Below are 25,395 nucleotides of genomic sequence, written 5' to 3' on the forward strand. Positions count from 1 at the left end.
ATATTACAATACAGGATTATTAATTTATCTATACGAAAGACAAGAAGAACTACTTAATCATTAACCGATGTATCTTCTACTGCCCTGAGTACAAAAGTGTCACACAACCTTTACATTTCCTACCTACAAAAATCAGAGGATGCGTGTTAAGGTTTTAAGTCCATTGTCCTCCGTTACAACCTGACCAATGTACTCGCACGACTTACACAGCCAACACCTTGAAGAATTAGTCAATGGTAGTGGTATAAACTTAGACATTATTCAACTAAATTTTAAATCGCTTCAAGGCAACGCGGCTTATGAATATTTGCTAATTTCCGAACATTTACCTCGCACAAATACCGGAATGGTTAAGAGTGGGTGGCTGCAGCGTTACGAACACGTTACATATGGTGGTTGGTGGTGTTCGGGCCTCGACCCATTGAATCACTGGAAGGCTATGGAGTGGGGATGCTTTAAACCAAACAAACCCCGCATGAATGAAAATAGCAAGTCTATCAAGTACGAGCACCCTCCGAGTACGCCAACACGAGTCTTTTGTCTGCGAGTCCCACTTTACGTTTGGCAGCAAGTTTCCCAACGTTACAACGTTGCTATGCCGGATAATATCAACCTTAAAGCTAATGGTGAAGCAGAAGGTTTTTGGTCGTGGGTGATGGAACGCAATGTACCCGTGATGATTTGTGAAGGGGTCAAGAAAGCAGCAGCACTGTTAACCCAAGGATATGCAGCGATAGGTATTCCAGGAATTACAAATGGTTATCGTGTTGTCAGAGACCAATTTGGAAAAGTCATCAGTCGCCAACTTATTCCCGATCTAGGCGCATTCACCATCACCAAGCGGACATTTTATATTTGCTTTGATTTTGAAACTCAACCAAAGAAAATCGTAGCTATAAATAATGCTATTTCTCAACTAGGATTTTTATTTCAACAAAAAAATTGTCCCGTTCAAGTTGTTGAAATTCCTGGAATGGAGAAAGGTGTAGATGATTTTATCGTTGCCAAAGGTGCTAGTGCTTTTGAATCTATTTATCGCCAAAGCATTGATTTAGAAGTCTATCTTGCTCATACTAAGCCCCATACAGAATTAACTATTCCGGCTGCACTCGTTATCAACCGTCCTTACTTGGGAGAAATACCTTTTCCCGCTTCTGGATTAGTGGGAGTCAAGTCAGCAAAAGGAACGGGGAAAACTACAGCACTCCAATCTGTTGTAAATCGAGCAAAAAGTCAAAATCAACCCGTCTTATTAATTACGCATAGAATTCAACTTGGAAGATTTTTGTGTGAAAAAATTGGTATTCAATGGGGATTGGGGAAAGGAGACAAGGGGGACAAGGGGGACAAGGGGGACAAGGAGGGGATATTTTCTGGTATCTCTTCATCTCACTATTCCTATACGGGCGCAAGGCATTGCGCCCCTACCCCCTACTCTCTTGGATTGTGTGTCGATTCTATTTGGAAACTGAATCCTGAAGAATGGCATGGCGCGATCGTTATTTTGGATGAAGTCGAACAATCGTTATGGCATCTACTTAATAGCAGTACTTGTAAAGATAAACGAGTCAAAATTTTAAAAATATTTCAGGAGTTAATTTCTACTGTATTAAAAACGGGAGGTTTAATTATAGCTCAAGATGCTGATTTATCAGATGTTTCATTAGAATATTTACAGGGATTGGCAGGAATTAAGGTAGTCCCTTGGATTGCAATTAATCAATGGAAACCACCGCAAGGTTGGGATACCACTTTTTATGATTCTCCCAATCCAACTCCTTTGATTCATCAACTGGAATTAGATTTAATGAAAGGATATAAATGTTATGTAACTACTGATAGTCGTTCCGGGCGGTATAGTTGTGAAACAATTGAACGTTACTTGAGAGAACGTTTGGCAAAATTGCAACAAAAATTTCCCCATACTCTAGTTGTTAGCAGCCATACAACTAACACACCCGGTCATGCAGCCGTTGATTTTGTAGCATCTATCAATCAAAAAGTGACTGCATATGATACTATTTTTGTCACTCCTAGCTTGGGTACGGGAATTAGTATTGACGTGCAGCATTTTGATAGGGTATACGGTATTTTTCAAGGCGTGGTTCCTGATTTTGATGCACGACAAGCATTAGCAAGAGTCCGCGATAATATACCCCGTTTTATTTGGTGTGCTAAGCGAGGAATTGGATTAATTGGAAGTGGTAGCACAAATTATCGATCGCTTTCTTGTTGGTATCAGGAGAATCAAAAAGAAAACTTAGCTTTGTTAAGTCCATTACATAAGATAGATGTAGATTTACCTTTAGTTTACGATCCCATCCATTTACGTACTTGGTCAAAGTTAGCTGCGAGAGTGAATGCTTCAATCGTCTTTTACCGCCAATCAATGAAGGAAGGTTTGATTGTAGATGGACACCCAGTTTCAACACGAAGTAATGATACGCAAAAGAATATTATTAGAGATTTACGCTTTGCTTTTTTAGCAACCGATCCCAGCGATCTAACCACTCGGAAAAGATTAATTTTAGAAATTGTAAAAGTACAGAAAGATTGGTCGCAAAGTCGGAAAAATACACAAGAAATTGACCGTAAAATTAGAGACATTAAGCAACAGAACCAATTGGCATTGGCAACGGCTGTAGCTAATGCACAAGATATTGATGACTTGGAATATGAGCAGCTTCTGGCTAAACATTCCTTAACTAATGAGGAACGTCACAAAATTAGCAAGTATGTTCTCAAACAAAGGTATGGTATTGAAGTGACTCCAGAATTAAAGCTACGGGATGATAAAGGGTACTACTGTCAATTACTTTCTCACTACTACCTCACTCATGAAAGCGAGTACTTCCATCTCAAAGACAAGCAGGAGTTCCATCAGCAGTTATCTTGGGGTGATGGTAAAGTCTTTTTACCGGATTTAAAAAATTACACTTTGAAAATAGAAGCATTAAGAGCCTTAGGAATGCTGAAATTTCTAGAGCCAGAACGAAAGTTTACCGAGAATGATGCCGATTTGATATTGCTGAAAAATATTTCACTTCAATGTAGCAAACACATTCGCAGAACTCTGGGAATTAATATTGAGATGGGAAAAAAGAATGTTTCAGCAATAAGAATACTGGAGAGGTTATTGAATTTGTTGGGCTTGAAGTTGAAGAGGAGCGATAAGCCGGGTACGGCGGCGCTGCCATGCGATCGCGATACTTATCAAATCAATCTAGAAACCCTCTATGATGAAAGGCAAAAAATATTTGCTGTATGGCATCAGCGAGATGAGTTGATGTTGTTAAATCTCAGTGGTGTAAAAGAGGAAATGACTAATACGTCTTTGGATAGAAGGCTCTATCCTGCGACAATGAATCCTACAGCAATAGGTTACAAATAAGCTAATAATTCTTTAACTTGCACAGCCGAGAGCCAACATAACTCATTTGGGACGGGCGTCCTCACCTGTCCTGTAGCAAATTAAAAGCGCAACAGCTTTATCTGGCGTGCGATCGCGTATATAACAATCCTACACAATTTGTGAAATTGATTTTTTTTTAACCTCTGAGAAGGCAGAGAGCACAGAGGAGAGAATTAATTTGTAGTAGCGCTGAGTGCGAAGACAGCGCTACTATGAAACAAATACAAAATTTTACTTTTCGTTACATAGTTGGATTTTTTCTTGCTGACTTACTTAACAACTAAGGACTAATAATGCGTTGAAGTCCAATTAAGATAGGCTCATATTGGTCAGGTGTTAAGCTCCCGCGATAAGCAACAATCCGGTTAACATCTATAACCCTTACCTGATCCAACAAAGCAATAGATGGTGTTCTTAACTGCGCCACTCCTATTGGAAAACGCGGATATAAATGGGGAGAAGATAATGCCCATAACTGTCCCTTATCTGTAGTCATTGGAACTACTATCACCAACGAGAAGCGGGGTATTCCTATGCGATTTGGAAAACCTACCACAATAGCGGGTCGGTAGCCTTGTTGTTCACGACCTTGGGGATTGTGTTCGGGAAAGCGTGCTGTAACAATGTCACCAAATTCTAAAGAAGTAGTTGTCATTCCCTAACTATGACTACCCCCTCTCCTGGAATGTATTTAACAGGTGACCCCTCCTCTAGTTCTCCTGGTTGCCAATCATAAGATTCATAGCTACCTAAATTAGATAAATCATTATCTAGCCATTCAACATCAGATTTTTCTCGTGAGTCATTGCTAACTGTAGATAAAGAAGTTTCTCGATTATTTACCTTTCGGTACTCCAAAAAATCAACAAAATCTAGAACTTCCTGAAGTGTAGTTTCTGGAAAGTGTTCTAGTTTTTCGACAATTTTTGCTTTTATTGAATCCATTTCAAGTTACCATCTTTGCTTAATATTGAAACATTTCTTGGCTAAAATTATATCACTTTAGCTGAAACTTAGAGATGATTTATAAAGTAAACATTAAGAAGAACGCTCTACACAATACATTTGGCAATTTAAGATTTACTTTATAAATGACCTCTCAGCTTGCTGTATCAGTTTCCTACATCAGCTTGCTGTATCAGTTTCTTACATCAGCTTGCTACATCAGCTTGCTGTATCAGTTTCCTACATCAGCTTTATAGAGTATGTTTCTTGAAAGGTAAAGCATTAACTCCGATTTGACCCCATAGAATAGTTAATAACCCGGCACTTTGACGCCACTCGCTAGCAGCAATTTGCTCTAAGATATACATACTCAAGCAACTATTACAAACAACAGGTAAAATATTAGCGAAATAGGATGGAGTGCGATCGCTATTTCCACCTGAACTTTGGGATCACTAAGTGAATAACTTATTAAGTGTGTAAAGCATTACCAATAATTTCTTCATTAGCTTCACGTAGTTAATTGTTGTACAAATCTGATAGTTTCTTGTAAGACTTCTCTTGAACGTGGCGTCTCAGCTTTCTCAACCGCTTCTTGAAGTAACGTAGAGCATTTCTTCGCCACAAATGACTTGCTAAGAGACCTTTGAACTACCTTGACGGCTTGATGTTTGTTTCTAGCTCTTAAAGCTTTTACGGTTAGGGCAAATATATAGGGATTACCTTCATCAATGCGATTGGTTAACCACTCTGCCAGCTTTCCCTCTATGTATTTGAAGCTAAATGATAGAAAACTCGGAGCTTGTGCCATTTGAGGATGAACTACAAGCAAGACACCTAAAATCCAGGCACAATGACCAGGATAGGTGTCCCATTCATTCTCCAACCGCTTTAAAAGAACTGGCTGATTTAATGTTTGCAAATTATCCATACCGCTAATATGAACTAAATTCCACAGCAAGCCTGCTAACTCACTCAGATCGGCATTAGCCATCTGCTTTGAGCTAAGCTGTGCATCCACCATTTCACAATACGTTTTTGCCAGTTCTTCTCCTACATATTGTCGTACATTCCACAAGAAGTGGCGAAGATCTTTTACTTCTGCTTTTGCAATCCGATTAGTCAAATCCAAATTTTGCAAAGACTCACCGATACTCGGTAGGAATTCAGGTGCTATTTCTGATAGATTACGCAGTAGCAATTGAATTCCCCGAATCCTACTATGCTTAATTGCTTCCTCAACTGCTCCACTTGAAACCAGTGTGCTGATTAAGAACCATGAGTAGCTTCGCTCAACTAAATCAGCATTGAGAAGAAGTACCGCAAGTTGTTCTACATCTGTGTTAGCCACACGAGCTGTTAAGTCTGTATCTATTAGCAGTTCCAATACCTGGATAGCTAATCTTTTCCCTTCTTGGGGAATACTTTGAAGCCGAGTGATAAATTTGCTTACTTCCTTTATTTCTGCCGTTGGCAGCTTGTCACCTAAGTTTGCAGTGGCAAACATAGAATAAAATTGTTCAAACTGACGAAATCGCCACTGTAGTAAAGACCCAATTTTACCAAGCTTTGACCGTTCAAAAATAGCAACAATCTCTTCATCATTCAGTTGCCGCAGGCAGTCTTGGATAAAATAATAGTTAGAAACTTGCAAGAAATGGTCAAGGTTCTTGACAGTTGCCTGCTCTGCTCGCAACTTCTTAGCTAGTCCTGCGGGAGTAATATGTGTCAACAGACGTTCTGCCTGTTTTGGCGAAATATCTTTTAAATGACGCACAAGCCAAAAGAGTTTTTGTAAGCTTGCATCTTGAGCCTTGATAGCCAGTTCAGTTATGTCAAGAGCATCAGCTAAACGTTTACGTAAAACTTGATTGTTGTCAAGTTTTCTAAGTACATTGAAAACCATTCCTATCGAGCTTATAGACTGACTCAATCTTTGTCGAAAAGTTTCCGGTGAAAGCTTTTCGACAAATAGCTTTGCCTGTTCGTGGTCAATATAAATCAAATTATTAAGAAACCGAGCTAAAGTTTGCAAACTTCCCTGTTCTGCCTTTTGTGCCAAAGTATTTAGAGTCAGTACTTGAATAATCTGTTGCAGGAATGCCCTTGAATAGCCAAGTTTTCTGAGTAGATTCAAGACCCTACCGATCAACGCCATAGTCTGACCATTCAATTTCTGACCCAAAGTTTCCGGTGAAACATCGCTAAAAACGAGACTTGTAGAATCTAGACTAAGCTTTGCCAAACGGAAAATAACCCAGGCTAACCTCCTTCCTGTCAAAGCAAGCATTTGCTTTCGGAATTCTTCCACACCTATATGGTTAATTAAGTTTCGTAACAGAGTTTGACTACGGCTAGGCTCAATGCGAGACAAGATATATAGATAAAAAATAACATCGTACAATAAACGTTTAGCGAAATTACCTGCTGCATGAGTTTGTAATTCGGTGTCACGCAGCAGACGATGCTGTAACTCTACAGCACCGTTACGGTAAAGCCGATGGTAAACCTGTATGAAATTAACTGGACGAGTTGATAAGTAAGCTTTTAACTGAAAAAATATCTCGTCCTCAACATAGTCTTTATAACCATTGCCGCGTCTACGCATAACATAAGCTCGGAATATCTGAGCAGCCACTTTAGGGTGGAAAGTAAGCCTGTGACAAACACCATAGGATGATGAATCCTTAGCAACAATCCAATTTTCATCCTGTAGTTCTTTAACGCTTTCTTCTGGCAACCGATCGCAAACAAAACAATCGTCCGCTGGAATTTCAAATTGTGCCAAACTACACATCGGTACTAAGGCTTTGACTTTTTTTCCTCTAAGGTAGCGACGCTCTAAACCTTTTAAAACATGTTCTTCTGTAACATCACTGAGCCAACCACCCAAATTGCCCCACGCTTCTAGAATACTGCGTGTTGCTGCTAGATTGTGGGTGCATAGCTGTTCTAGTCGTTTGGTGCGTTCACGATTATCAAAATCTTGCTCAACAGGCACAAAAAGCTCTGGATTAATAAGGCAATAGGCATAACTGTACGCTTGGATTACGCCTTTGTAAATTTGCTTAGGCTGCACTTCCAAAATCGCCCTAATTTGCTTAAAGCTGTAGAAGTAATCTTCTGGCTCATCGTCCCAGTCTGATTCTGATACCTTGGGAGCAGAAATAAGTAACACCAGAGCTTGTTTTGGCGGTTGTCGTTCCCACCGATCGCAAAAAGCACTAACGGCTGCTGAACCAAGATGGCAGTTATCGATAATAAATAACTCGTTTTGATGGTCATGGGCACAGATTTGCTGATACCAGTCTTCGCCTGTCTCATCACGCTCAGCACGAGAAGTATCTGCATCTAGGTAAAATATACCAACTTCAGGATGTTGATTCTGATTCTGTTGCTCATCACGCCACCACAAACCAAAGGCTATAGCTAGAGTCGTTTTGCCTGAAGCAGACTTACCAACTAACAAGCAGCGCTTGTGAGCAACTAAATTTTTCTGAATCTCTTCTATGTAATTTTTAGGTTGGTAGAGCCTTTTTGCCTCCATATCTCGGCGCTTAGGCCAATAACGTGGATTGGAAGAATCGAGGTATTGATCCAGGGTGATAAAATCCTTAAGAGGGATTTGAGTTGCCAGGTTGAGAGAGTTTTGTTCTGCCTTACGAGCAGCTATTTGCTTGTTCAGTTCATCTATATCATTTTGTAATCGGAGTTTGTCCTTTGGATAGTCTGCGTAGCGGAAATTATCTTCCAATTCCTTCAGCAAATTTAAATCCTTATGAAGGTGATCTTCCAAATCACGCTTACGTTGCTCATCTGGATTCACAGCTTACTTTCCTCTTGCTTTGGCTACCAAACGCTCCAATGCTGTTCTTAGGTTTATCCCAGTTCCCAGTTCTACTTCACTTTCGTACTCCACTAAGGTGGGAATTATCGGTAATGTTACCTTCAGTCTATGCTTTATATCTAGCCCAGGTTCTTTGATTGCCTCAGCAGCTACCTCTGCTTGACTAGGAGACAGGGCAATGCCACGCTGTTGCAAGCTAAAGAGTGCTTTCTGAGTTTCTTCTAGTAGCTGGCGCATTTCCACCTCTGACACTCGATCGCTTTCCACTGCATCTAGCACAGCTTCCATTGTGATTAACTGAGTCTGATTTAACTGCTCTGCGATCGCCGCAATCATTCTTTGTTCGCCTTCCTGATAACGAGCTAGCAGTGTTCGGCGCAGTTGCTGTAGGTTAGCGTAGACTGCACCTTGACCAGTCAACAACAAGTTAATTTTGTCGTCCATCTGCTGCAAATGGGCAGCCACATTCTGCACACGTGTTGTTGACTCACCAGTTACCTGCTTTTGTAACTCGTCATGCTCCTGTTTATAGCGATTGTATGATTCTTTCAGATGCTCAAGCGCCTTAGTATATTTAGCTATACGGCGCGGCTCCTCTTCTAAGCGTAATGCATCTTCGTACTCTTTGAGTAACCCTAAGTCTTTTTTAATGTTATCGTCTAAATGTTGCAGTCTTAGATTCAAATGTGAGTCCATTGTTCAATTACTTAGTTAATTGTATTACAGCAATAATTTTTCTCAAGTGTAACATCTTGTACCTAAGACCTGCTGCTTGGGCTAATAACTACTTGCCAGAGTTAAGATGATAAAGTGAGATATTACTGATTCCTTGGTATATAAGATGAATCAGCTGAAATGAGAAAGCATACGTAAGCTTTGCTCCTTTACTGGCAGATCGCACTTTCAGCACTCTGTAAGCATAAATACTAGACAATATGTTAGAGCCAGAGGGATCAACGGCTGAGATAAATACACCTTTAGAGGAACTGCATTCAAATCTGCCAGAGTTTGTGGTGAGTTGCCACCTGTATCATCGCAAAACACACGTTTCCATAGAACATTTTCTACTTTTGGAAAGAAAATATCTGGAACTAAAAAGCTGTTGTCACTTGCCAGCAATTCTAAAACGTTTTGGCAGAGGAAGAGAAAAATTGGCGAGCTTTGAGCTATGGTTATCAACTAGGGAGATGTCGCGTTAGTTTAGAGTTTCCCATAGCAAAACTTTTGGACTACGAGGCGCAGTGGCAAACCTTAGAGGAAACCACAAATCCCTTTGCAGTCGTCGTCATGGCACATTTGAAAACACTCATCGACGCACCGAAACCCAGAAAGTCCGCTACATTGTAAATTGAGTCTAGTCAGAAGACTGTTTGAACGGGGATACAGCCGGGAAGATATTCAGCAATTATTCAGGTTTATCGACTGGCTGATGGTGTTACCACAAGAATTAGCACGTGGTTTTCAAGAAGAAGTAAGAAGTTACGAGGAGCGAAAGAGAATGAGATACGTAACGAGTATTGAGCGATTGGCAAAAGAAGATGGAAAACAAGAAGGCATCGTAGACAATGCACGAGAAAGTGTGATAGAAGTCTTGGACACAAGGTTTGGAGAAGTGCCAAATCAAGTTGTGGATGTAACTAACCTGATAAATGATGTTTCTACACTGAAAAATCTTCAGGCGGGCGATGACTATTACTTCTGTAAATGAGTTTCAGCAAGTCTTACAAGAAAGCAGCAGTTGAGAAGCCGTTGCACTTGGTTGAGATGGTAAAGGTGGCGCGATCGCTTGAAAGTGGCGTCTTGTACTTTTTCAACCGTTTCTTGAAGCCACACAAAGCATTATCGATAACAAATGACTAAAAACCAACGCAGCACACAGCTTGAAGTTTTTTATGAAAGTAGCCGTCTTCAGTACAAAAGCTTACGATCGCCAGTTTTTAGAAGCTGCAAATCCCCAAAATCAACATGAATTGGTTTTCTTTGAACCACGCCTTGACCGCGATACAGCAATCTTAGCCGCCGGATTTCCTGCTGTTTGCGTATTTGTACACGATCGCGCTGACGCCCTGACCTTAGAACTTCTTGCTTCACAAGGAACCCGTCTGATTGCACTCCGTTGTGCGGGTTTTAATAACGTGGACTTGAAAGCCGCCTCTGAGTTAGGTATGACTGTTGTGCGCGTTCCAGCCTACTCGCCCTATGCAGTAGCAGAACACACCGTTGGCTTGATATTAAGCCTCAATCGCAAGATTCATCGTGCTTATAGCCGTGTTAGGGAAGGAAATTTCTCCATTGAAGGGCTTTTGGGATTTGACCTGAACGGGCGGACGGTAGGAATTATTGGTACTGGAAAAATAGGTCAAATTGTGGGACAAATTATGAAAGGGTTTGGCTGTCACCTTCTTGCTTATGATGTTTACCACAATCCAGAAGTTGAAAAATTAGGAGCTAAATATGTAGAACTATCAGAGTTATTTGCTAATTCTGATATTATTACCTTGCACTGCCCTTTGACACCTCAAACCCATCATCTGATTAATATCCAATCAATACAACAGATGAAGCCAGGGATAATGCTTATCAACACGAGCAGGGGAGCTTTGATTGATACGACAGCAGCGATCGAAGGATTAAAGTCTGGTAAAATTAAATATCTTGGTATTGATGTCTACGAGCAGGAATCGGACTTGTTTTTTGAGGATTTGTCTGATGAAATTATTCAGGATGATGTTTTTCAACGCTTAATAACCTTTCCAAACGTCCTGATTACCGGACATCAAGCTTTCTTTACAGAAGAGGCAATACGTAATATTTCGGAGACCACTATAGCTAATATGACAGACTTTGAGCAAGGTCGGCCCTGTCAAAATGAAATAGCTGCTCAACAAAAAGTTGCAGCTAAGGTTTAGATAGCGGTTTTTTACTCTAGGGACGTTATGTGTAACGTCTCTACATGATTCGTGGCGATATATGTGTTTATTAAGACCCTGTAGGTTGGGTTGAGCGATAGCGAAACCCAACAATTGGATTCGATGTTAGGTGTCAGGAAACCCAACAATTCGATCAATAGCAGTCCGTGTAGGAGTTATAAACACCTCTTCCTTGTCCTCCTTGTCTTCCTTGTCTCCCATGTCCCCCTTGTTTAGATCTCAAATAGGATTGCTATATGTTGGGTTTCGTTCCTCAACCCAACCTACAAAGGGGTATTAATTATTTACCTTGAACGATACGCTACACGAAGACTTTGTACCAAAATAACTAGAGATGCGATCGCCATCAAAGCGCCCCAAAACCAATAGGGTAGAAGCAACTGCTGTTGTATTTGTGCTGAATCAGAAAGCAAACCAGGACCTGCCGCAGCACTGAACAAATAATTAAGTTGATGGTAAGTACTGACACAAGCTTGTACGCCAAGAAATTGAATGACAAACCCTTGTACCCAATGAGGAGCTTTCAGGGCAATACCAAGGATAATTAAACCTAAAAGGGGAATTGCTACAATTCCGAACAGCGATCGCACCCATATAGCTGTTGAGAGGAGTAAAAAACCTCCTAAAATCTTTAGACTGAGATTTGCAGTTTTAAAACTGCGGGAAGCGAGAATTAGGGCTGCACCTGCGACTGGGGGTCCCATCGGTCCTGCGGCTGCAACCAAAGCGCGACCAATGGGTCCTAAGTATAACGCTCCACTGTGAAAAGCGACACCAGAGCTATCAGCAAAAACCTGTAACTGCTGGAAATTTCCTCCTAAGAGAAGCGCCATTATACCGTGACCCATTTCGTGAAACCAAGTTGCCAAGATAGAAAATGGATATAAAACGTAATCTCCTCCAGGAATCTGCCACAGCACAATAGTGGCTGCAGCAGCTGCAATTAACCAAGTAAATCCCATACGGTCAATTGCTTGTGGGGCTTCTTTGGCAAGCAGGGGTTCAAAATCTTTCCCAAAGTTGCTCATGGGTTCGTCTTCCTAATCGTAGAACCAAATAATGCATTTGGTCGCGGTTGCACATCCATCCTAACTGTTGTTTGTGCTTAACCGCACTACCAACTCGCACTACCACAATTCATAATTCATAATTCATAATTCATAATTAAATTACGAATTATTAAGGCGGATTTGGATTTGAGGACCGGAACGAGCAAGGCGAAAGATGACTCCATCGCTAACCGCTACTTGGTGAATGCGTTCTCCATCCACGTAAGTTCCATTTGCACCTACGCTGACAATTTCCCAGCCCTTATCAACCCGTCTTACCTCAACGTGATGGCGGGAAACCACGGCACTGTAGAGAACAACATGATTATCCGTCGCCCGTCCGATGCGGATGATGGGTTCATCTTCAAAAGTCCAACTTTGAGCCGGGAGAGATTGCAATGAATGTAACAGGATGAGTTTAATCACGCAAACACACGTGTCATATCAGGAATAGAATTGGCTAAGAGATTTGGAACAGGAATGTGACTAAATCTCCCTTACCTAAACTAATGCGATCGCCAGGTCGCAAGCGGTGACGGTTCCCAGGTAATAGGGGCAAGTTATTCACGTAAGTGCCGTTGGAACTGCCGACATCTTCTATATAATAAGCATCTCCCTCAATCCGAATATCAGCATGAATTCGCGAGACAATCTCAGAATTTGGAAATCCAGAGACATCTATATCCGGTGGAATGCGATCGTTGGGCTTGCCAATGTGTACAACAGAGAGATTGAGCGGTAACTCAACATCCCTATCGCTTTGGACGTGGATGAGGCGTGCGGTAACTTGCTGTAATTGAGTCCTTGAAGTAGGTGGTACAGCGGATGGGGTGGAGGGTGGTGGCGCGGGCGTAGGTATTGGTGCTGCTACTGAAGGGGGTGGCGTTACAGAAGGTGCAGGTGGTGCTGCCACTGGTGGAGGCGGTACTGGTTGCGCTGCAGCAGTAATTGGCTCCGGTTCTGGTGCTGCAACTGGCTCTGGGATCGCAGGTGGAGGTGGTGGTGCAGCAATAGTTGGTGGCTCGCTGTTCTGGGCTTCTGTAAATTCTGGATTGGGAACCGAAACAGCTGTTGGTGGTAAAGGTGAAGAGTTAGGAACATTATTGTTGGCATAACCATTCACAGCTACGGGTTGTGGCTGTACTAGCGGATCGGGTACAACCAATGGGGGCGGCTGTGAAATGTCAGGAGCGATGGTAACTGCAACGGCGGTGGGAGCAGTGGCAGCAGGAGCGGCGGCTGCTCGCAGGTTATAGCCACATTGACCGCAGAAAGACGCGTCTGCCTGCACGGTTGCCCCACAGTTGGGACAGTTAGTGGTGGCTGGTAAAGGGGTGTAGCAAGCTTCACACTGGACAGCGCCGTCTGGGTTTGGGTGATTGCAATTTGGGCAGACGATCATGGAGTTAAGCCTTTCGTTGAAGTTCAATGGTAAAATATAGTGCCGACAAGCAGAGGGGCTACTCTAGCTTCCAATTTTAACAAGTGCCTTCTTAAAGTATTCAGTCAGCGTATAAAGTATGAAGTATGAAGTATAAAGTATAAAATTTTATCCTTCATTCTTTATTCCTCATTCTTCATCCTTTATCCTTCATCCTTTATACTTTATCCTTTGTTAAGGTCACTACCTGCGGCTGCATCTAACAACCACACAAGTTCTCCTTTAGGTTGAATTAGGCGGGTTGGATAAGCGAAGTCATCTGCAGTCGGTGCAAAGACTTGAGCCAGGGCTGGTTTTTTATTAGCACCAGTAGCTAAAAACATAACGCAACGAGCAGCGTTAATGAAGGGGTATGTAAAAGTGAGACGTGGGTTATCGTCTTTGTTGCCTACGGTAATCAGCTTATCCGTTACTTTTAATGCTGCCGTATGGGGAAACAAAGAAGCAGTGTGTGCATCATCTCCCATTCCCAATAAAATCACATCCAAAGAAGGAAACTCTCCGGGTGAAGAGTGAAAAAATTCTTGCAGATGTTTTTCGTACAAGTCAGCTGCCACTACGGGATCGGCTTCATTTGTTGGCATGGGGTGAATGTTAGCCGCTGGAATCTCGACGCGATCTAACCAGGCATTACGTGCCATGAGTTGATTGCTATCTGGATGATCGGGCGGAACGTAACGTTCATCTCCCCAAAACACATGAATTTTATCCCAAGGCAGGTTTCGTGACGCAATTGCCTCATACAATGGTTTGGGTGTACTACCTCCAGCTAGGGTAATAGTAAATCGTCCCCGCTCTGCAATGGCAGTTTCCATCTTGGATATTATCAATTCTAGCGCTTGCGAAACTAAGGCAGCTCGATCCGTTAGAACTTCAACTTTTTTACTCATCGCTCTCTCATAACACTAGCGACTTCCAGCATTACAATAGCGAAATTTTGACAATTTCCCTTTCTCCCTTTTGAAACTTTTAACATCATCGGGTAGTGGGTAGGGGGTAGGGGGTAGAGGTTAGGGGTTAGGGATTGGTTATTAATACTTCTCCCTTGTCTCCCTACTCTCTAAACAAGAAAACCAAAAAAATGCCAGATGTCAGATATACCGAAAACGGTTTAGAACTAGACTTTCCAACAATTATCAACAGTCGTAGGGGCGCATTGCAATGCGCCCCTACAAATGCTGTGAACCCATTCTGAAAAAGAACAGTTCTTAGGCGTTCACAGTATAATTTCCAATTTTGTCTAGTTAATTGTGTACTAGGAGTTTACTCCCTACTCCCTACCCCCTACCCCCTTGATAGATCTCCTTCCAATCAACAATTGCTTGCTGTTGCAAAATTAACAATTGTTGAATTCCTTTTTCGGCAAAATTTAGAAGTTCCCCAAGTTGCTGGCGACTAAAACAACCCTCTTCGGCTGTTCCTTGGATTTCAATGATTCCTAAGTTTTGATTCATCACTACGTTGAAATCGACTCCCGCCGCTACATCTTCTGTATAATCTAAATCTAAAAATGGTTCTTCTTCAAGTAATCCTACTGATACTGCTGCTACCTGTCCGATCAACGGCGATCGCTCTATAACTCCCTGCTCTAATAACTTGGAAATTGCATTTGCTAGAGCAACAAATCCCCCTGTGATGGCTGTTGTTCTTGTGCCTGCGTCCGCTTGCAAAACGTCTGCATCTACTGTTAGCGTTCGTTCTCCTAGCGCTTCTAAATCCAAGGCAGCTCGCAAGCTACGTCCAATCAATCGTTGGATTTCTTGTGTCCTTCCAGACAATTTCATAAATTCCCGTTCTTGTCGCTGATGAGTTGCAGAAGGTAGCATTCGATACTCAGCAGTCAACCAACCTTTACCTGTGCCTTCCAGAAATCTTGGAACTCCTTTAGTAACGCTGACAGTGCAAAGTACGTGAGTTTCCCCAAATTTTGTCAGCACGGAGCCAGATGCATAACGGGTAAAACCTTGCTGGAAGCTAATAGGACGTAGTTGGTGGGGTTGCCGACCGTCTGGACGCTGCCAAGCCATTGGGATTGCCTCGAAATTTTTATATACAATACAGCCTACTCAAATTTCAATGTCATCCTTTAAGTATTTCTAAAGATGACTAATTGCTAATGGCTAATTGCTAATTGCTAATGGCTAATTGCTAATGGCTAATTGCTAATTGCTAATTGCTAATGACAAATGACTATTGACAAATGACTATTGACAAGGTAGTTCACGAAGTTTGACACAGGAGAGAAACTATGTTGTGCTGTACCATCTCTGGTAACTGATCGCCGTTAATGGTTAACAATCGACGTCGGCGATCGTAGTATTCCAAGATGGGAACGGTGCGATCGTAGAACAACTCCACACGGCGCTGTACAATTTCTGGTAAATCATCTGAAAGAGAACGTCCTACTGAACGAGTTACCATAACCGCCTGCGGCACTTGGAGATAAATCGCCCAGTCTAATTTTTGCCCCAAACTGTCCAGTAAAAAATCCAGTTCTTCTGCTTGAAACGCTGTACGGGGGTAACCTTCCAACACCCAACCACAGGCTACATCAGGTTTTGTCAGTCGCTCACTTATAAATTCAATCATGATTTCATCTGGAACAAGCTCCCCCGTGTCAACATATGGTTGAGCGAAACGACCTAAATTTGTTTGGTTGGCGATCGCAGAGCGCAAAATCTCGCCTACAGAGACTAAAGGAACCTCAAAATATTTACTCAGCCTGTGTGCTTGAGTACTTTTTCCCGAGCCCGATCCTCCTAATATAACTAATCTCACAACTGTTAGCTCCTTTTCTATGTTATATTTATAACCTTTATTATCTGTACCCTCACTCCAGACAGCAAATAGCATATCTCTGGAATTCAAAGATTTTCCAAAAATTACAGCAATGCCCCTTACTGAATTAACTTGCTTTTCTAGTTCTACGTTTTATTTTTTACAGCTTCTTCCTAAAAAAAGGCAAGAGGTTCAAGATCGGTCACTCTTGACGAAAGCGCAAACCTAGTGGTTGACTAGGAATGCAACTCGCTATAAACATTACGTATTGTAAAAAAACAGCTAAATTATACAAGTAGACTTGCCAAAAACGACCACAGTAAAATCACTTTATTTTTTGTGTATTTTAATACAAAATTATGATTGCTCAGCTAGAAACATCCAGCGAAAGTTCAACCCTTGACTTGCCGTATTCCATGAAAGGGCTAATACAAGTTTTTACAAGTGCTCACCGTAGCTTTTTTACCAGTGTTATGGCTCAAGCACTGAGAATAGCAGGTCAGGGTACACCAGTATTAGTTGTACAATTTCTTAAGGGTGGTATTCATCAAGGACACGATCGCCCAATGCGCTTGGGGCAAAAATTAGACTGGATACGTTGCGATTTACCTCGGTGCATTGATACACCACAGGTGGATGAAACTGAAGCGCAATCTTTACAAAAGTTGTGGCAACACACGCAAAAAGTTGTCTTCGAGGATAAGTATTCTCTCGTTGTATTGGATGAACTTAGCTTAGCCATTCACTTTGGCTTAATTCCAGAAACAGAAGTTTTGGCATTTTTAGCGAATCGTCCGTCGCACATTGATATTATTTTGACAGGGCCAGAAATGCCTCAGTCTGTTCTGGATATTGCAGATCAGATTACGGAGGTTCGGCGAAGTCATCAGCCATAGAAAGTGAGTACAAGCTAAGTAGCCATAGCAGATGCAAACACAAACACGAAGGGTTCGCGTTAAGCTATCCTAGTATTTCGGTGTATTAATTACAAGATTGGAACAATGATTAAGAATGATAAATGGATTATTGAGCAGGCAGAAAAGGGAATGATTGTTCCTTTTGAAAAGTCTTTGATTCGACAACTTGATAATCGAAAAGTCATAAGTTTTGGTCTTAGCTCTTATGGTTATGACTTGTCCTTAAGTGAATTAGATTTTCGTGTGTTTCGCCATATTCCAGGTACGATAGTAGACCCCAAACGCTTCAATCCTAAAAATTTAGAAACAGCCGCTCTTCAAGAAGATGAAGATGGTTCAAAGTACTTTGTTATACCAGCAAACGCCTACGGCCTTGGAGTGAGCCGTGAAAAAGTCTCAATGCCTAAGAATGTGACAGCCATTTGTGTAGGAAAATCTACCCTAGCAAGATGTGGTATTATTGCTAACATAACTCCTATTGAAGCTGGTTGGGAAGGATACATTACTCTGGAATTCAGTAACGCTTCTAGTGCAGACTGTCGCATTTATGCCAATGAAGGGGTTGTGCAGCTACTCTTCTTTGAAGGAGACCCTTGTGGTACTTCATATGCAGATCGTAACGGAAAATACCAAAATCAAGAAGCTATGGTTACTCTTGCTAAACTCTAACTTTGAGTCAATCCTGGCAAACAAGCAGCTATCAGTATCGCAATTAGAGATGAAAAGGGTATGATTATCAATGCGTAAAGTAACTTTGTAACCCCTGACATAGTAATTGAAGTGTAGTGTGTAAGTTTTTGAGTTTTAAAATGCTAAGGTAGTTCCAACAAATTTGCTTACATTAAGAAAATAGTAAGTTAATGGAGTATTTATAAATTGTGATTCCAGACTATCAAGATTTGATGCTTCCGCTCTTAAAAATTCTCAGGGATAAGCAGGAGCATAGTCTTAGTGAGGCAATTGAAACTCTTGCCAACGAATTTCAGTTGACTGAACAAGAGAAAAAAGAGTTACTTCCTAGCGGTAAACAGGCAAGATTTGATAATAGAGTTGGATGGGCTAGAACGTACTTAAAAAAAGCAGGTTCACTTGAAAGTACCGGAAGAGGAAAGTTTTGTATAACTGAACGTGGCTTAGAGATATTAGCAAATAATCCCGAAAAAATTACTAAGAAGCTTTTGGAACAGTTTCCTGAGTTTTTGGAGTTTAAAAACTCACTACCTTTGTCTCCTCTTGTTAAGGAAACAGAGAATAATATACTACTTCAAACACCTGAAGAAGTGTTAGAACTAGGTTACCAAAGTTTACAGAAGCAGTTGGCACAAGAAATCTTGACTGTTGTAAAAAACTGTTCTCCAAGATTTTTTGAGAGGATAGTTATAGACCTACTAGTAGCAATGGGATATGGTGGCTCTAGAGAAGATGCAGGTCAGGCTGTTGGTCAGACTGGAGATGGTGGAATAGACGGGATTATAAAGGAAGACAGATTAGGCTTAGATATTATTTATATTCAGGCTAAAAGATGGGAATCAACTATTGGAAGACCAATTGTGCAAGCTTTTGCCGGAAGTTTAGAGGGTATGAAAGCTAAAAGAGGTGTACTAATCACAACTTCCAAATTTTCAAAAGAAGCTCATGAGTACATCAAATTAATAGAAAAAAGAATAATATTGATAGATGGTGAACAACTGACTCAACTGATGATTGAATATGATGTAGGAGTTAGTGAAGCTGAGCGATATATAGTAAAAAAAATTGATTATGATTATTTTAGTGAAGAATTGTAGAATTTTGGATTCTAGAGTGTCTCTGCATCTTTTTAATTATAGGGTAATAGCTCAATTTGGTATGCCCTAGATTTTGCAGATAGACTTAAAATATCATGTTGGGCTATAGATTGAACAAGATTTATTTCTCTATCTTTTAAATAACGGTAGCATTGCGGTGGACGAAAATCTACCCACTCTTCTCTCAATCGTTCAAGCTTTATAGGAGAATCAAAGCTACGTGCGTTTCTTAAAAAAATAGCAAAACCAATTGAGGCATTTTCATAATATTTATGAAAATTCTCATAACTAATTCCAGCTTTATCTTGAACAATTTGCCAAAGATGTTCTGGAGCCATTTCAACTACTTTTTCTACTTCAAGTACACCAAATAACGCTTTTTCGGGAGATGTTACGTAAACAAGAATTAAATCACCTTCATCTAAGTAACGAGGTCTGACTCGACGGAGCTCAACCCGCTTATGACCGTCAAATATCATGCTCGCATACTTGTGCTGAATCGATAGCAAAAGTATATTTGGCGACATTAGACTCATTGCTCCATTGATATAAAAGTTCCTTCATTATATATCATTCTAAACGCTTCTGCTGTTATTCTATAGGGTGCTCTAACTGAAATTTTTTGTCCTAACATTTGTTCAATAGTCTTCAACTCCATTGGTTTTTTAAACAATTCTGTATCACTAAATTTTACAGCCATTATTTCTCTATCTAAATCATTTTTGGATGTTCTTAAAATATCTTCAAAAGTGTAGATTCCAAGTCTTCTAAATCGTTTATATAAAACCGTAGGCTTATCAATTACAATTTCATCAAGTCGAGAACAAGCCCGAATAGCTCCTAAAATGGAAGAACTACTTTTCTCACTCCCAGCTTTGCTTACATACCATAAAATTCGCCCTGGAGCTTTTAGTCCACCTGATGCTTGCTTTGAGCGATAGTATACAACTTCCCGTCTAAGTGCAAGTTCTTCTTTTGCTCCCCATAAAATTTACTCTGCCAGTTCTTTGTCAAATAAGTCTTTAGCCCACCATACTTGAATTGGAATGATAAAAGTAGGAATCTCAGCATCTGTAATTTTTGCAGGATAGAGCATACGCTCAATATTTGTCATAATATCCGGCTGACTAACGAAATTCCGATCTGTCAAAATATTGGCTAATGGAAGATACTGCTCATAACCTTCTCCTAATTTTTCATATAAATTAAGAATATATGAAGCAACATCTGCTGAATTTTTGGCAATTGCTAAATTTGCTCTTAACCATCCGTCTTCTTTTTTGAAAAAGCAATCTTCCTGAAGTGCAATAGCAGTTTGTTCTTTTAAAAATGTTTCTGTAATTCTAGTAAATGGTCTTTGTTCACTAGCCGCAATAGAAAAACATTGAAAGACACAGTGCAGGATGAGTGTAGATGTAAAGTTGGTGTCTGTGAATCGAAAGACAGGAACTTGTAACTCATGTTCTTTAGTTCTGTCGTACACTATTAAGGCTATGGCTTCTTCTCCTCTACGACCAATTATAAAACACTCAAACTGTTTTGGATTTGAGAGAAATTGGCGTAGTTTCTGCCTAAAACTAACTGGGCTTTCTACCTCAGCATTAGAAAATAAATCAATTATTATTTCTTGGTATTCGCTTTGAATACGTTTTTTTTCTATGTTAGTTCCAGCTAAGCGAATGGGCTGGTACTCAGCTTCTCTCCGAAGTTCATCTAATTTAATAATCAACTCGATAGGGGGAATTATAACAAGATTAAATTCTTTATATATTTTGTCTTCAATTGCTAATAATTTCTGACTTTTTGTTACAAAAAATGGCACCCTTATGGTTGAGCAAATAACTCTTGCTAATTGACGAAAATATAAAGTATCGCTTTCTTTTATATCTTGAGGAAAAAATTTACGTATAGCTTGGCAAGCTTCATTAAAGGATTCTTGTGAACAAGGAAGAAAGGTAAATTGATTGGCAATCTCACGTAGTTTTTTTCGTTTTTGACTATCTGTATTTTTGTTGATCTCATTTTTAAGTTCATCATTGAGACATAATTCTAGTTCTGGCTTCAACCAATCAGCAGTAAGAGCTTTAGATTCTTTGCTTTCTTCGTTAGCGGTATCATCATCTATTAAGTTATAAAAAATAGCTACATCTAGGGCTACACATATCTTAAACTCTGTTTTTTGTTGGGTTAGGGAAGTAAGTAAGTCGGGATGACCATAGTTTAACCACCATTCAGTCAAAATGCTTCCCTCTTTACTTCTACCTGGTCTTTCATGTATTGCAACGAATCCCAAAGAAGCCCACATTTCATCTATTCCATAATCACGACGACAAGATGCAAGAATGCCATACAAATGATGTGTCTTTTCACTTAGATACTTAATGAGCAATTTAGCAATTCCTTTACTTCTCCACTTCTTATCCACACAAAGATGTGTAAGTTTTACCTTATAACGACTAATCTCGTAGAGAAGATATCCAACACAACCAACATTAGGAACTATACAGGCTAAAATACGACCTGTTGCGGCTAATCTACGAAATGCTCCATAAGGTAAAAAACCAAGGGTAGCTGAATTAGCATCTCCTAACTGTATTATGGTTTCTAAATATTTAGAGTTTGGGTCAATTTCTTGAATAATAAATTCAAATGGTTTATCGGAAGCCATGTGAATCACCTGTCACTTATTATTAAAATTATTTTCTTTAGGAAAGGAGTAATCATACTTGTCTAAGTAGCAAAAAACTTCACGCTTTCTGTAATGGTCGATCTTGCTCGTAGATAAAATCTCGTTTACTTGACAAAGCAAGTTCTGCTTTTTGCAACTCTGCCCCCAAATACATAGCGTGTTCAACTTGTAAACCAGGACAATCTGCTGCGATCGCTCTTAAAACTTGTTTGGCTAATTTCCCTGAATAACAGTTTACAACTTCTCCCGAACCGGGCGTCATATGTTCGACAAGAATTTCCCCATTTTGTATTGCGATCGTAAAACTACCTGAGGGATCGCAGTAGTCTCGTTGTTGGCAAAGTTTGGGGTAATAAGTTTTTATAACCTTTTCAGCGTTCTCAAAACAATCATCATATATGTGAGCGCTTTGACTAACAGTAACAAGCGGTCCCAGTGTCAAATCGTATCCCGCACTTTTATTAATTCCATCTCTAATATACATTTGCAATGCTCTCAAACCCATAGCATTAGCACACCATGCTGAGAACATATCATTACTGCGGAAAGTTGCTGTGAGAGATAGCTCGTTATCAACGACTCTTACCCAAATATGGTTAAGGCAAGGTGGGCTATCACTGGCATCATGACCCACATCCCACAAAGACATTACAACTCTGGCTGAATTGATATCGTTGGCAAGTTTGTCAATGCAAAACTGAATTTGATCCCGCCCAAAATGAGAACGCAATCTCTGCCCGTAAGTATATTTAACGCCTTCTTGTTGTGGAGCGTCATCTAAAATTTGAGAAACGTATTCTTGAAGAAAGCTTCGGTCAATTGGTAAATAATTAGGGTCTGGAAAATAGAAGTTTTCAGGTTCTGAAGTGACAATCGCCATCAAATCAATCAATTCTTGCCATTGTCCATCATACGCAGTTGGTCGAACAGTTCCTGTTGTCTTAATTAGATGAATGATTTTTACCCATGTTTCAGCAATGGTTTTTCCTTCAATTCGATGTCCGTACCGTTGCCCTGGTAAAATTGTGGACTCAACGCCAGACATATCAAATTCTAAAGGGAATCCCCAAGGTTCTATTACTCCTCGTTGGGCATAGGACTTTACGCAAGATACGGCTTCAGCAATGGATTTGGCTTCACAACACTCTACAGACTGTCGCAGCTTGTGCAATGCGATCGCATTAACTTCAATATCAATATATCCAGGATAGGAAGAATTCACAACCCAGCACGGTCGCCCAGTATCGCTTAAACCTTGTTCAAAGCCATGATGGAAAAAATCCAGCAGGCATTGACTTGCTCCTGCGTTTTTATCTTCCTTTGTTGCATTCAACACCACTAAATAGCGAACGTGAGGGTTAAATAGCAAATTGCGAACCAGTAGGTTCAGCCCCCGTGTAGGTGAGTACAATTGTCCGATGACTGCATATTCTTCTGGGAGCAAATGCTTTGCAAGAGTTGCCTTGACTGTCCACCCTGTAATCACTGCTGTTTGTCCTTGCCCGTAAATCAACTGATTGGGCTTGTATAGTGCTTTGTATTTAAAATGAAATGTGCTTACTGTCATAGCTCCTCAAGGCGCTTCCAGATCCTCGACTTCTCTTTTGTGACTCTATGCGCTGCCAGATACCCCACTTCTCACCAGAACTCAGGTATCTAAAACCACACGCATAAACTTGTAATCATATCACCACAGAAAAACTTCTCTCCAAATCTATAAATTTTTTCATAATGCCTTGGCATAACTGGGTTAAAAGCTTCACAGCCAGTACCCACAAGAAAACTTATAATGCTTTACATTCCTTAATTATTCTGTTACATTTGTTTACATAAGCGCAATTATTTCATTCAGGACATTTTCATGCAATATAAAGGTGCCATAATTGACGAAGCAGGTAAAATGAACAATTTTGCCATAGAACCCAAAGTGTATGTAGATCAGCAAGGCGATCGCACTGGTTTTACTCCCTACGCCGAACTGATAAATGGTCGTTTAGCAATGATTGGCTTCGTGTCTCTAATAGCGTTAGAAGTATTTACAGGGCATGGAATCTTTGGTTTACTGCAAAACCTTTGACCTCTACCTGACTTAAAAGCACAAGGATTCTAAGCAGTGACTTCGAGGTAGGCTAAAGGCATACCTCTTCGTTTTCTGCTCTTAGTATTCCATAGAGAAATCAGTATAGGAAGCGTCAAAAGTGCTACAGAGGAATATTTTTAGTATCAAAAAGCAATTTGCGTGATTTCAAGATTCTTTATAATCCAGACGTTGAGTAAAGCGATCGCTCTTTTTTCGCTATTCTAGATAAAGTGAATCGTTTTTTGATAAACCGATGGTTGCTGTACCCGCTCGCATTTTGATGAGTGCAGAGAAATATCTGATTTGGGAACCAACCCAAGAGCAACGCTACGAGTATTGGGATGGCGAAGTGGTGGCGATGAGCGGCGGTACACGCAGCCACAATCGCGTTTGTGGAAATTTCTTCAGGGTGCTAGATGATGCTCTACTCGATCGCATCTTTGAAGTATACATTGTAGATGTGAAGGTACAGGTAGAGTCTAAGCAAAAGTATTTTTATCCGGATGTTGTGGTGACTTGCGATGAGCGCGATAGCTTCGCTTGCGCCAAGGGCGATCGCAATCCGCAACTGATACAATTTCCCTGCTTAATTGTTGAAGTACTATCACCTTCAACGGAAGCAGCCGATAGGGGGAAGAAGTTTGCTAAGTACCGCCAATCTTCTACCCTAAAAGAATATATATTGGTACAGGTAGCTCAACCGGGTGTGGAAGTATTTCGGCGTAACGAACAGGGGAAATGGGTACTGTCTGAGTATAATTTAGACGAGCTATTGCCACTTGAATCAGTAAATGTGGAAATAGCGATCGCCGATTTGTACCGACAAGTGCAGTTTGAAACCGAAGAAACTGAAGATTAAAGATATGAAACTTTATCTTATGTTAGGAAATGAAGTGAGTAATTAAACTAAGAGAAAGCTATCCGTAAGAAAGAGTGCTTCAAGGTACAAAATGCGGTATGTTCTCTTGTGGTCTGAGAGAACATATGTGCTAACTATGAGTAAAACTTCCAATGTCGATCGCCAAAGGGAGCATCAAGCCAATGAACGAACATTTCTAGCTTGGCTACGCACTTCAATCGCGTTGATAGGCTTTGGTTTTGCGCTTGCTCGATTTGGTTTGTTTTTACGCCAGATTGGCTCTACTCTGACTCAACTAGAATCCGTACCGCATCCAGTTTTTAACTCAGAAAACTTGGGTGTATCTTTAGTCATTTTTGGGATTGTGACTATTGCTTTGGCAGCATGGCGGTACAATCAGGTATTCTGGCAAATAGAACGGGGAGAATATAAGCCAATACGCTTCACTGTTTGGCTAATGACAGGATTTGTTATATTTTTTGGATTACTGAGCCTACCAATGCTCTTCGTTCGAGATCGGTTCTTTACCAATCCTTCAAAACTTCCCATCCAGCCTCAGTCACGCAATTGGCGTTAGGAATTTCCACGGACTGAATTATTCCATATTGTGGGGCGGGCGGGGAGGTGTTACCAAGTAGCTAAATTATTTATTAAACCTCAC

At 40.6% G+C, this 25,395-nt stretch carries 25 protein-coding genes; 11 read left to right on the top strand and 14 right to left on the bottom strand.

Features of this window, described 5'->3' with window-relative positions:
* Positions 1-187 precede the first annotated feature (187 nt).
* On the top strand, positions 188-3,391 hold the full coding sequence (locus tag F7734_RS42770; protein WP_155750457.1) for a plasmid replication protein, CyRepA1 family: 3,204 nt from the start codon (positions 188-190) through the stop codon (positions 3,389-3,391).
* 301 nt (positions 3,392-3,692) lie between these two features.
* Here F7734_RS42770 and F7734_RS42775 read toward each other — a convergent pair whose 3' ends face one another.
* The 4 genes from F7734_RS42775 to F7734_RS42790 form a co-directional block, all read right to left on the bottom strand.
* Positions 3,693-4,067 carry a type II toxin-antitoxin system PemK/MazF family toxin gene (locus tag F7734_RS42775; protein WP_155750458.1) on the bottom strand — a complete coding sequence of 125 codons (375 nt, stop codon included), beginning with the start codon at positions 4,065-4,067 and terminating at the stop codon, positions 3,693-3,695.
* Positions 4,064-4,357, bottom strand: a complete 294-nt coding sequence (locus F7734_RS42780) for a hypothetical protein (protein ID WP_155750459.1) — start codon at positions 4,355-4,357, stop codon at positions 4,064-4,066. The genes F7734_RS42775 and F7734_RS42780 overlap by 4 nt, the downstream gene beginning before the upstream one ends.
* 511 nt (positions 4,358-4,868) lie before the next feature.
* The gene (locus tag F7734_RS42785) at positions 4,869-8,183 is read right to left on the bottom strand and encodes a hypothetical protein (RefSeq protein WP_155750460.1); all 3,315 of its coding nucleotides are present in this window, start codon (positions 8,181-8,183) and stop codon (positions 4,869-4,871) included.
* A 3-nt stretch (positions 8,184-8,186) separates the two neighbouring features.
* Complete coding sequence (locus F7734_RS42790; RefSeq protein WP_155750461.1) at positions 8,187-8,900, bottom strand: hypothetical protein; 714 nt, start codon at positions 8,898-8,900, stop codon at positions 8,187-8,189.
* Between the two features lie 435 nt (positions 8,901-9,335).
* Between F7734_RS42790 and F7734_RS42795 the strand changes: the two genes are divergently transcribed.
* From F7734_RS42795 to F7734_RS42810, 4 genes are read left to right on the top strand one after another with little or no spacing between them, the layout of a single operon-like run.
* Positions 9,336-9,551, top strand: a complete 216-nt coding sequence (locus tag F7734_RS42795; RefSeq protein WP_155750462.1) for a hypothetical protein — start codon at positions 9,336-9,338, stop codon at positions 9,549-9,551.
* A gap of 1 nt (position 9,552) precedes the next feature.
* The gene (locus tag F7734_RS42800; RefSeq protein WP_155750463.1) at positions 9,553-9,912 is read left to right on the top strand and encodes a hypothetical protein; all 360 of its coding nucleotides are present in this window, start codon (positions 9,553-9,555) and stop codon (positions 9,910-9,912) included.
* Positions 9,909-10,064: a hypothetical protein gene (locus F7734_RS42805; RefSeq protein WP_155750464.1), complete on the top strand. Its 156-nt coding sequence runs from the start codon at positions 9,909-9,911 to the stop codon at positions 10,062-10,064. Before F7734_RS42800 ends, F7734_RS42805 begins: the two co-directional genes overlap by 4 nt.
* Positions 10,065-10,096: 32 nt before the next feature.
* A complete protein-coding gene (locus tag F7734_RS42810; protein ID WP_155750465.1) occupies positions 10,097-11,113 on the top strand; it encodes a 2-hydroxyacid dehydrogenase in 1,017 nt (338 codons plus the stop codon).
* Positions 11,114-11,418: 305 nt separating this feature from the next.
* Here F7734_RS42810 and F7734_RS42815 read toward each other — a convergent pair whose 3' ends face one another.
* The 6 genes from F7734_RS42815 to F7734_RS42840 form a co-directional block, all read right to left on the bottom strand.
* A complete protein-coding gene (locus F7734_RS42815) occupies positions 11,419-12,162 on the bottom strand; it encodes a M50 family metallopeptidase (protein ID WP_155750466.1) in 744 nt (247 codons plus the stop codon).
* A gap of 141 nt (positions 12,163-12,303) precedes the next feature.
* On the bottom strand, positions 12,304-12,609 hold the full coding sequence (locus F7734_RS42820) for an FHA domain-containing protein (RefSeq protein ID WP_017741854.1): 306 nt from the start codon (positions 12,607-12,609) through the stop codon (positions 12,304-12,306).
* Positions 12,610-12,643: 34 nt separating this feature from the next.
* Positions 12,644-13,585 (bottom strand): FHA domain-containing protein, encoded by a 942-nt coding sequence (locus F7734_RS42825; protein ID WP_155750467.1) that lies wholly within the window; start codon positions 13,583-13,585, stop codon positions 12,644-12,646.
* 203 nt (positions 13,586-13,788) lie between these two features.
* On the bottom strand, positions 13,789-14,514 hold the full coding sequence (gene pgl, locus F7734_RS42830) for a 6-phosphogluconolactonase (RefSeq protein ID WP_155750468.1): 726 nt from the start codon (positions 14,512-14,514) through the stop codon (positions 13,789-13,791).
* 387 nt (positions 14,515-14,901) lie between these two features.
* Positions 14,902-15,651 (bottom strand): ribonuclease PH, encoded by a 750-nt coding sequence (rph, locus tag F7734_RS42835; RefSeq protein ID WP_155750469.1) that lies wholly within the window; start codon positions 15,649-15,651, stop codon positions 14,902-14,904.
* A 193-nt stretch (positions 15,652-15,844) separates the two neighbouring features.
* On the bottom strand, positions 15,845-16,402 hold the full coding sequence (locus F7734_RS42840; protein WP_166482501.1) for a nucleoside monophosphate kinase: 558 nt from the start codon (positions 16,400-16,402) through the stop codon (positions 15,845-15,847).
* Positions 16,403-16,761: 359 nt separating this feature from the next.
* Between F7734_RS42840 and F7734_RS42845 the strand changes: the two genes are divergently transcribed.
* From F7734_RS42845 to F7734_RS42855, 3 genes are all read left to right on the top strand, one after another.
* Positions 16,762-17,298, top strand: coding sequence for a P-loop NTPase family protein (locus F7734_RS42845; protein ID WP_155750470.1), 537 nt, complete (start codon positions 16,762-16,764; stop codon positions 17,296-17,298).
* Positions 17,299-17,403: 105 nt separating this feature from the next.
* Positions 17,404-17,988, top strand: coding sequence for a dCTP deaminase (gene dcd / locus F7734_RS42850; RefSeq protein ID WP_155750471.1), 585 nt, complete (start codon positions 17,404-17,406; stop codon positions 17,986-17,988).
* Positions 17,989-18,197: 209 nt separating this feature from the next.
* On the top strand, positions 18,198-19,106 hold the full coding sequence (locus F7734_RS42855; RefSeq protein WP_347566380.1) for a restriction endonuclease: 909 nt from the start codon (positions 18,198-18,200) through the stop codon (positions 19,104-19,106).
* A 32-nt stretch (positions 19,107-19,138) separates the two neighbouring features.
* Here the strand turns inward: F7734_RS42855 and F7734_RS42860 are convergent, their stop codons facing one another.
* The 4 genes from F7734_RS42860 to F7734_RS42875 form a co-directional block, all read right to left on the bottom strand.
* Entirely contained in the window at positions 19,139-19,642 is a 504-nt protein-coding gene (locus tag F7734_RS42860) for an ASCH domain-containing protein (protein ID WP_155750472.1), read from the bottom strand.
* Entirely contained in the window at positions 19,639-19,806 is a 168-nt protein-coding gene (locus tag F7734_RS42865; protein ID WP_155750473.1) for a hypothetical protein, read from the bottom strand. Before F7734_RS42865 ends, F7734_RS42860 begins: the two co-directional genes overlap by 4 nt.
* A 291-nt stretch (positions 19,807-20,097) precedes the next feature.
* Positions 20,098-21,774: a GNAT family N-acetyltransferase gene (locus F7734_RS42870; RefSeq protein WP_155750474.1), complete on the bottom strand. Its 1,677-nt coding sequence runs from the start codon at positions 21,772-21,774 to the stop codon at positions 20,098-20,100.
* A 79-nt stretch (positions 21,775-21,853) separates the two neighbouring features.
* The gene (locus tag F7734_RS42875) at positions 21,854-23,362 is read right to left on the bottom strand and encodes a thymidylate synthase (RefSeq protein ID WP_155750475.1); all 1,509 of its coding nucleotides are present in this window, start codon (positions 23,360-23,362) and stop codon (positions 21,854-21,856) included.
* A gap of 294 nt (positions 23,363-23,656) precedes the next feature.
* Between F7734_RS42875 and F7734_RS42880 the strand changes: the two genes are divergently transcribed.
* The 3 genes from F7734_RS42880 to F7734_RS42890 all read left to right on the top strand — a co-directional run bounded on the left by F7734_RS42880 (position 23,657) and on the right by F7734_RS42890 (position 25,311).
* Positions 23,657-23,872, top strand: coding sequence for a chlorophyll a/b-binding protein (locus F7734_RS42880; RefSeq protein WP_155750476.1), 216 nt, complete (start codon positions 23,657-23,659; stop codon positions 23,870-23,872).
* 256 nt (positions 23,873-24,128) lie between these two features.
* Positions 24,129-24,734: a Uma2 family endonuclease gene (locus tag F7734_RS42885; protein WP_155750477.1), complete on the top strand. Its 606-nt coding sequence runs from the start codon at positions 24,129-24,131 to the stop codon at positions 24,732-24,734.
* A 136-nt stretch (positions 24,735-24,870) separates the two neighbouring features.
* Positions 24,871-25,311, top strand: a complete 441-nt coding sequence (locus F7734_RS42890; protein WP_155750478.1) for a DUF202 domain-containing protein — start codon at positions 24,871-24,873, stop codon at positions 25,309-25,311.
* Positions 25,312-25,395: the final 84 nt, after the last annotated feature.

Source organism: Scytonema sp. UIC 10036 (assembly GCF_009725235.1).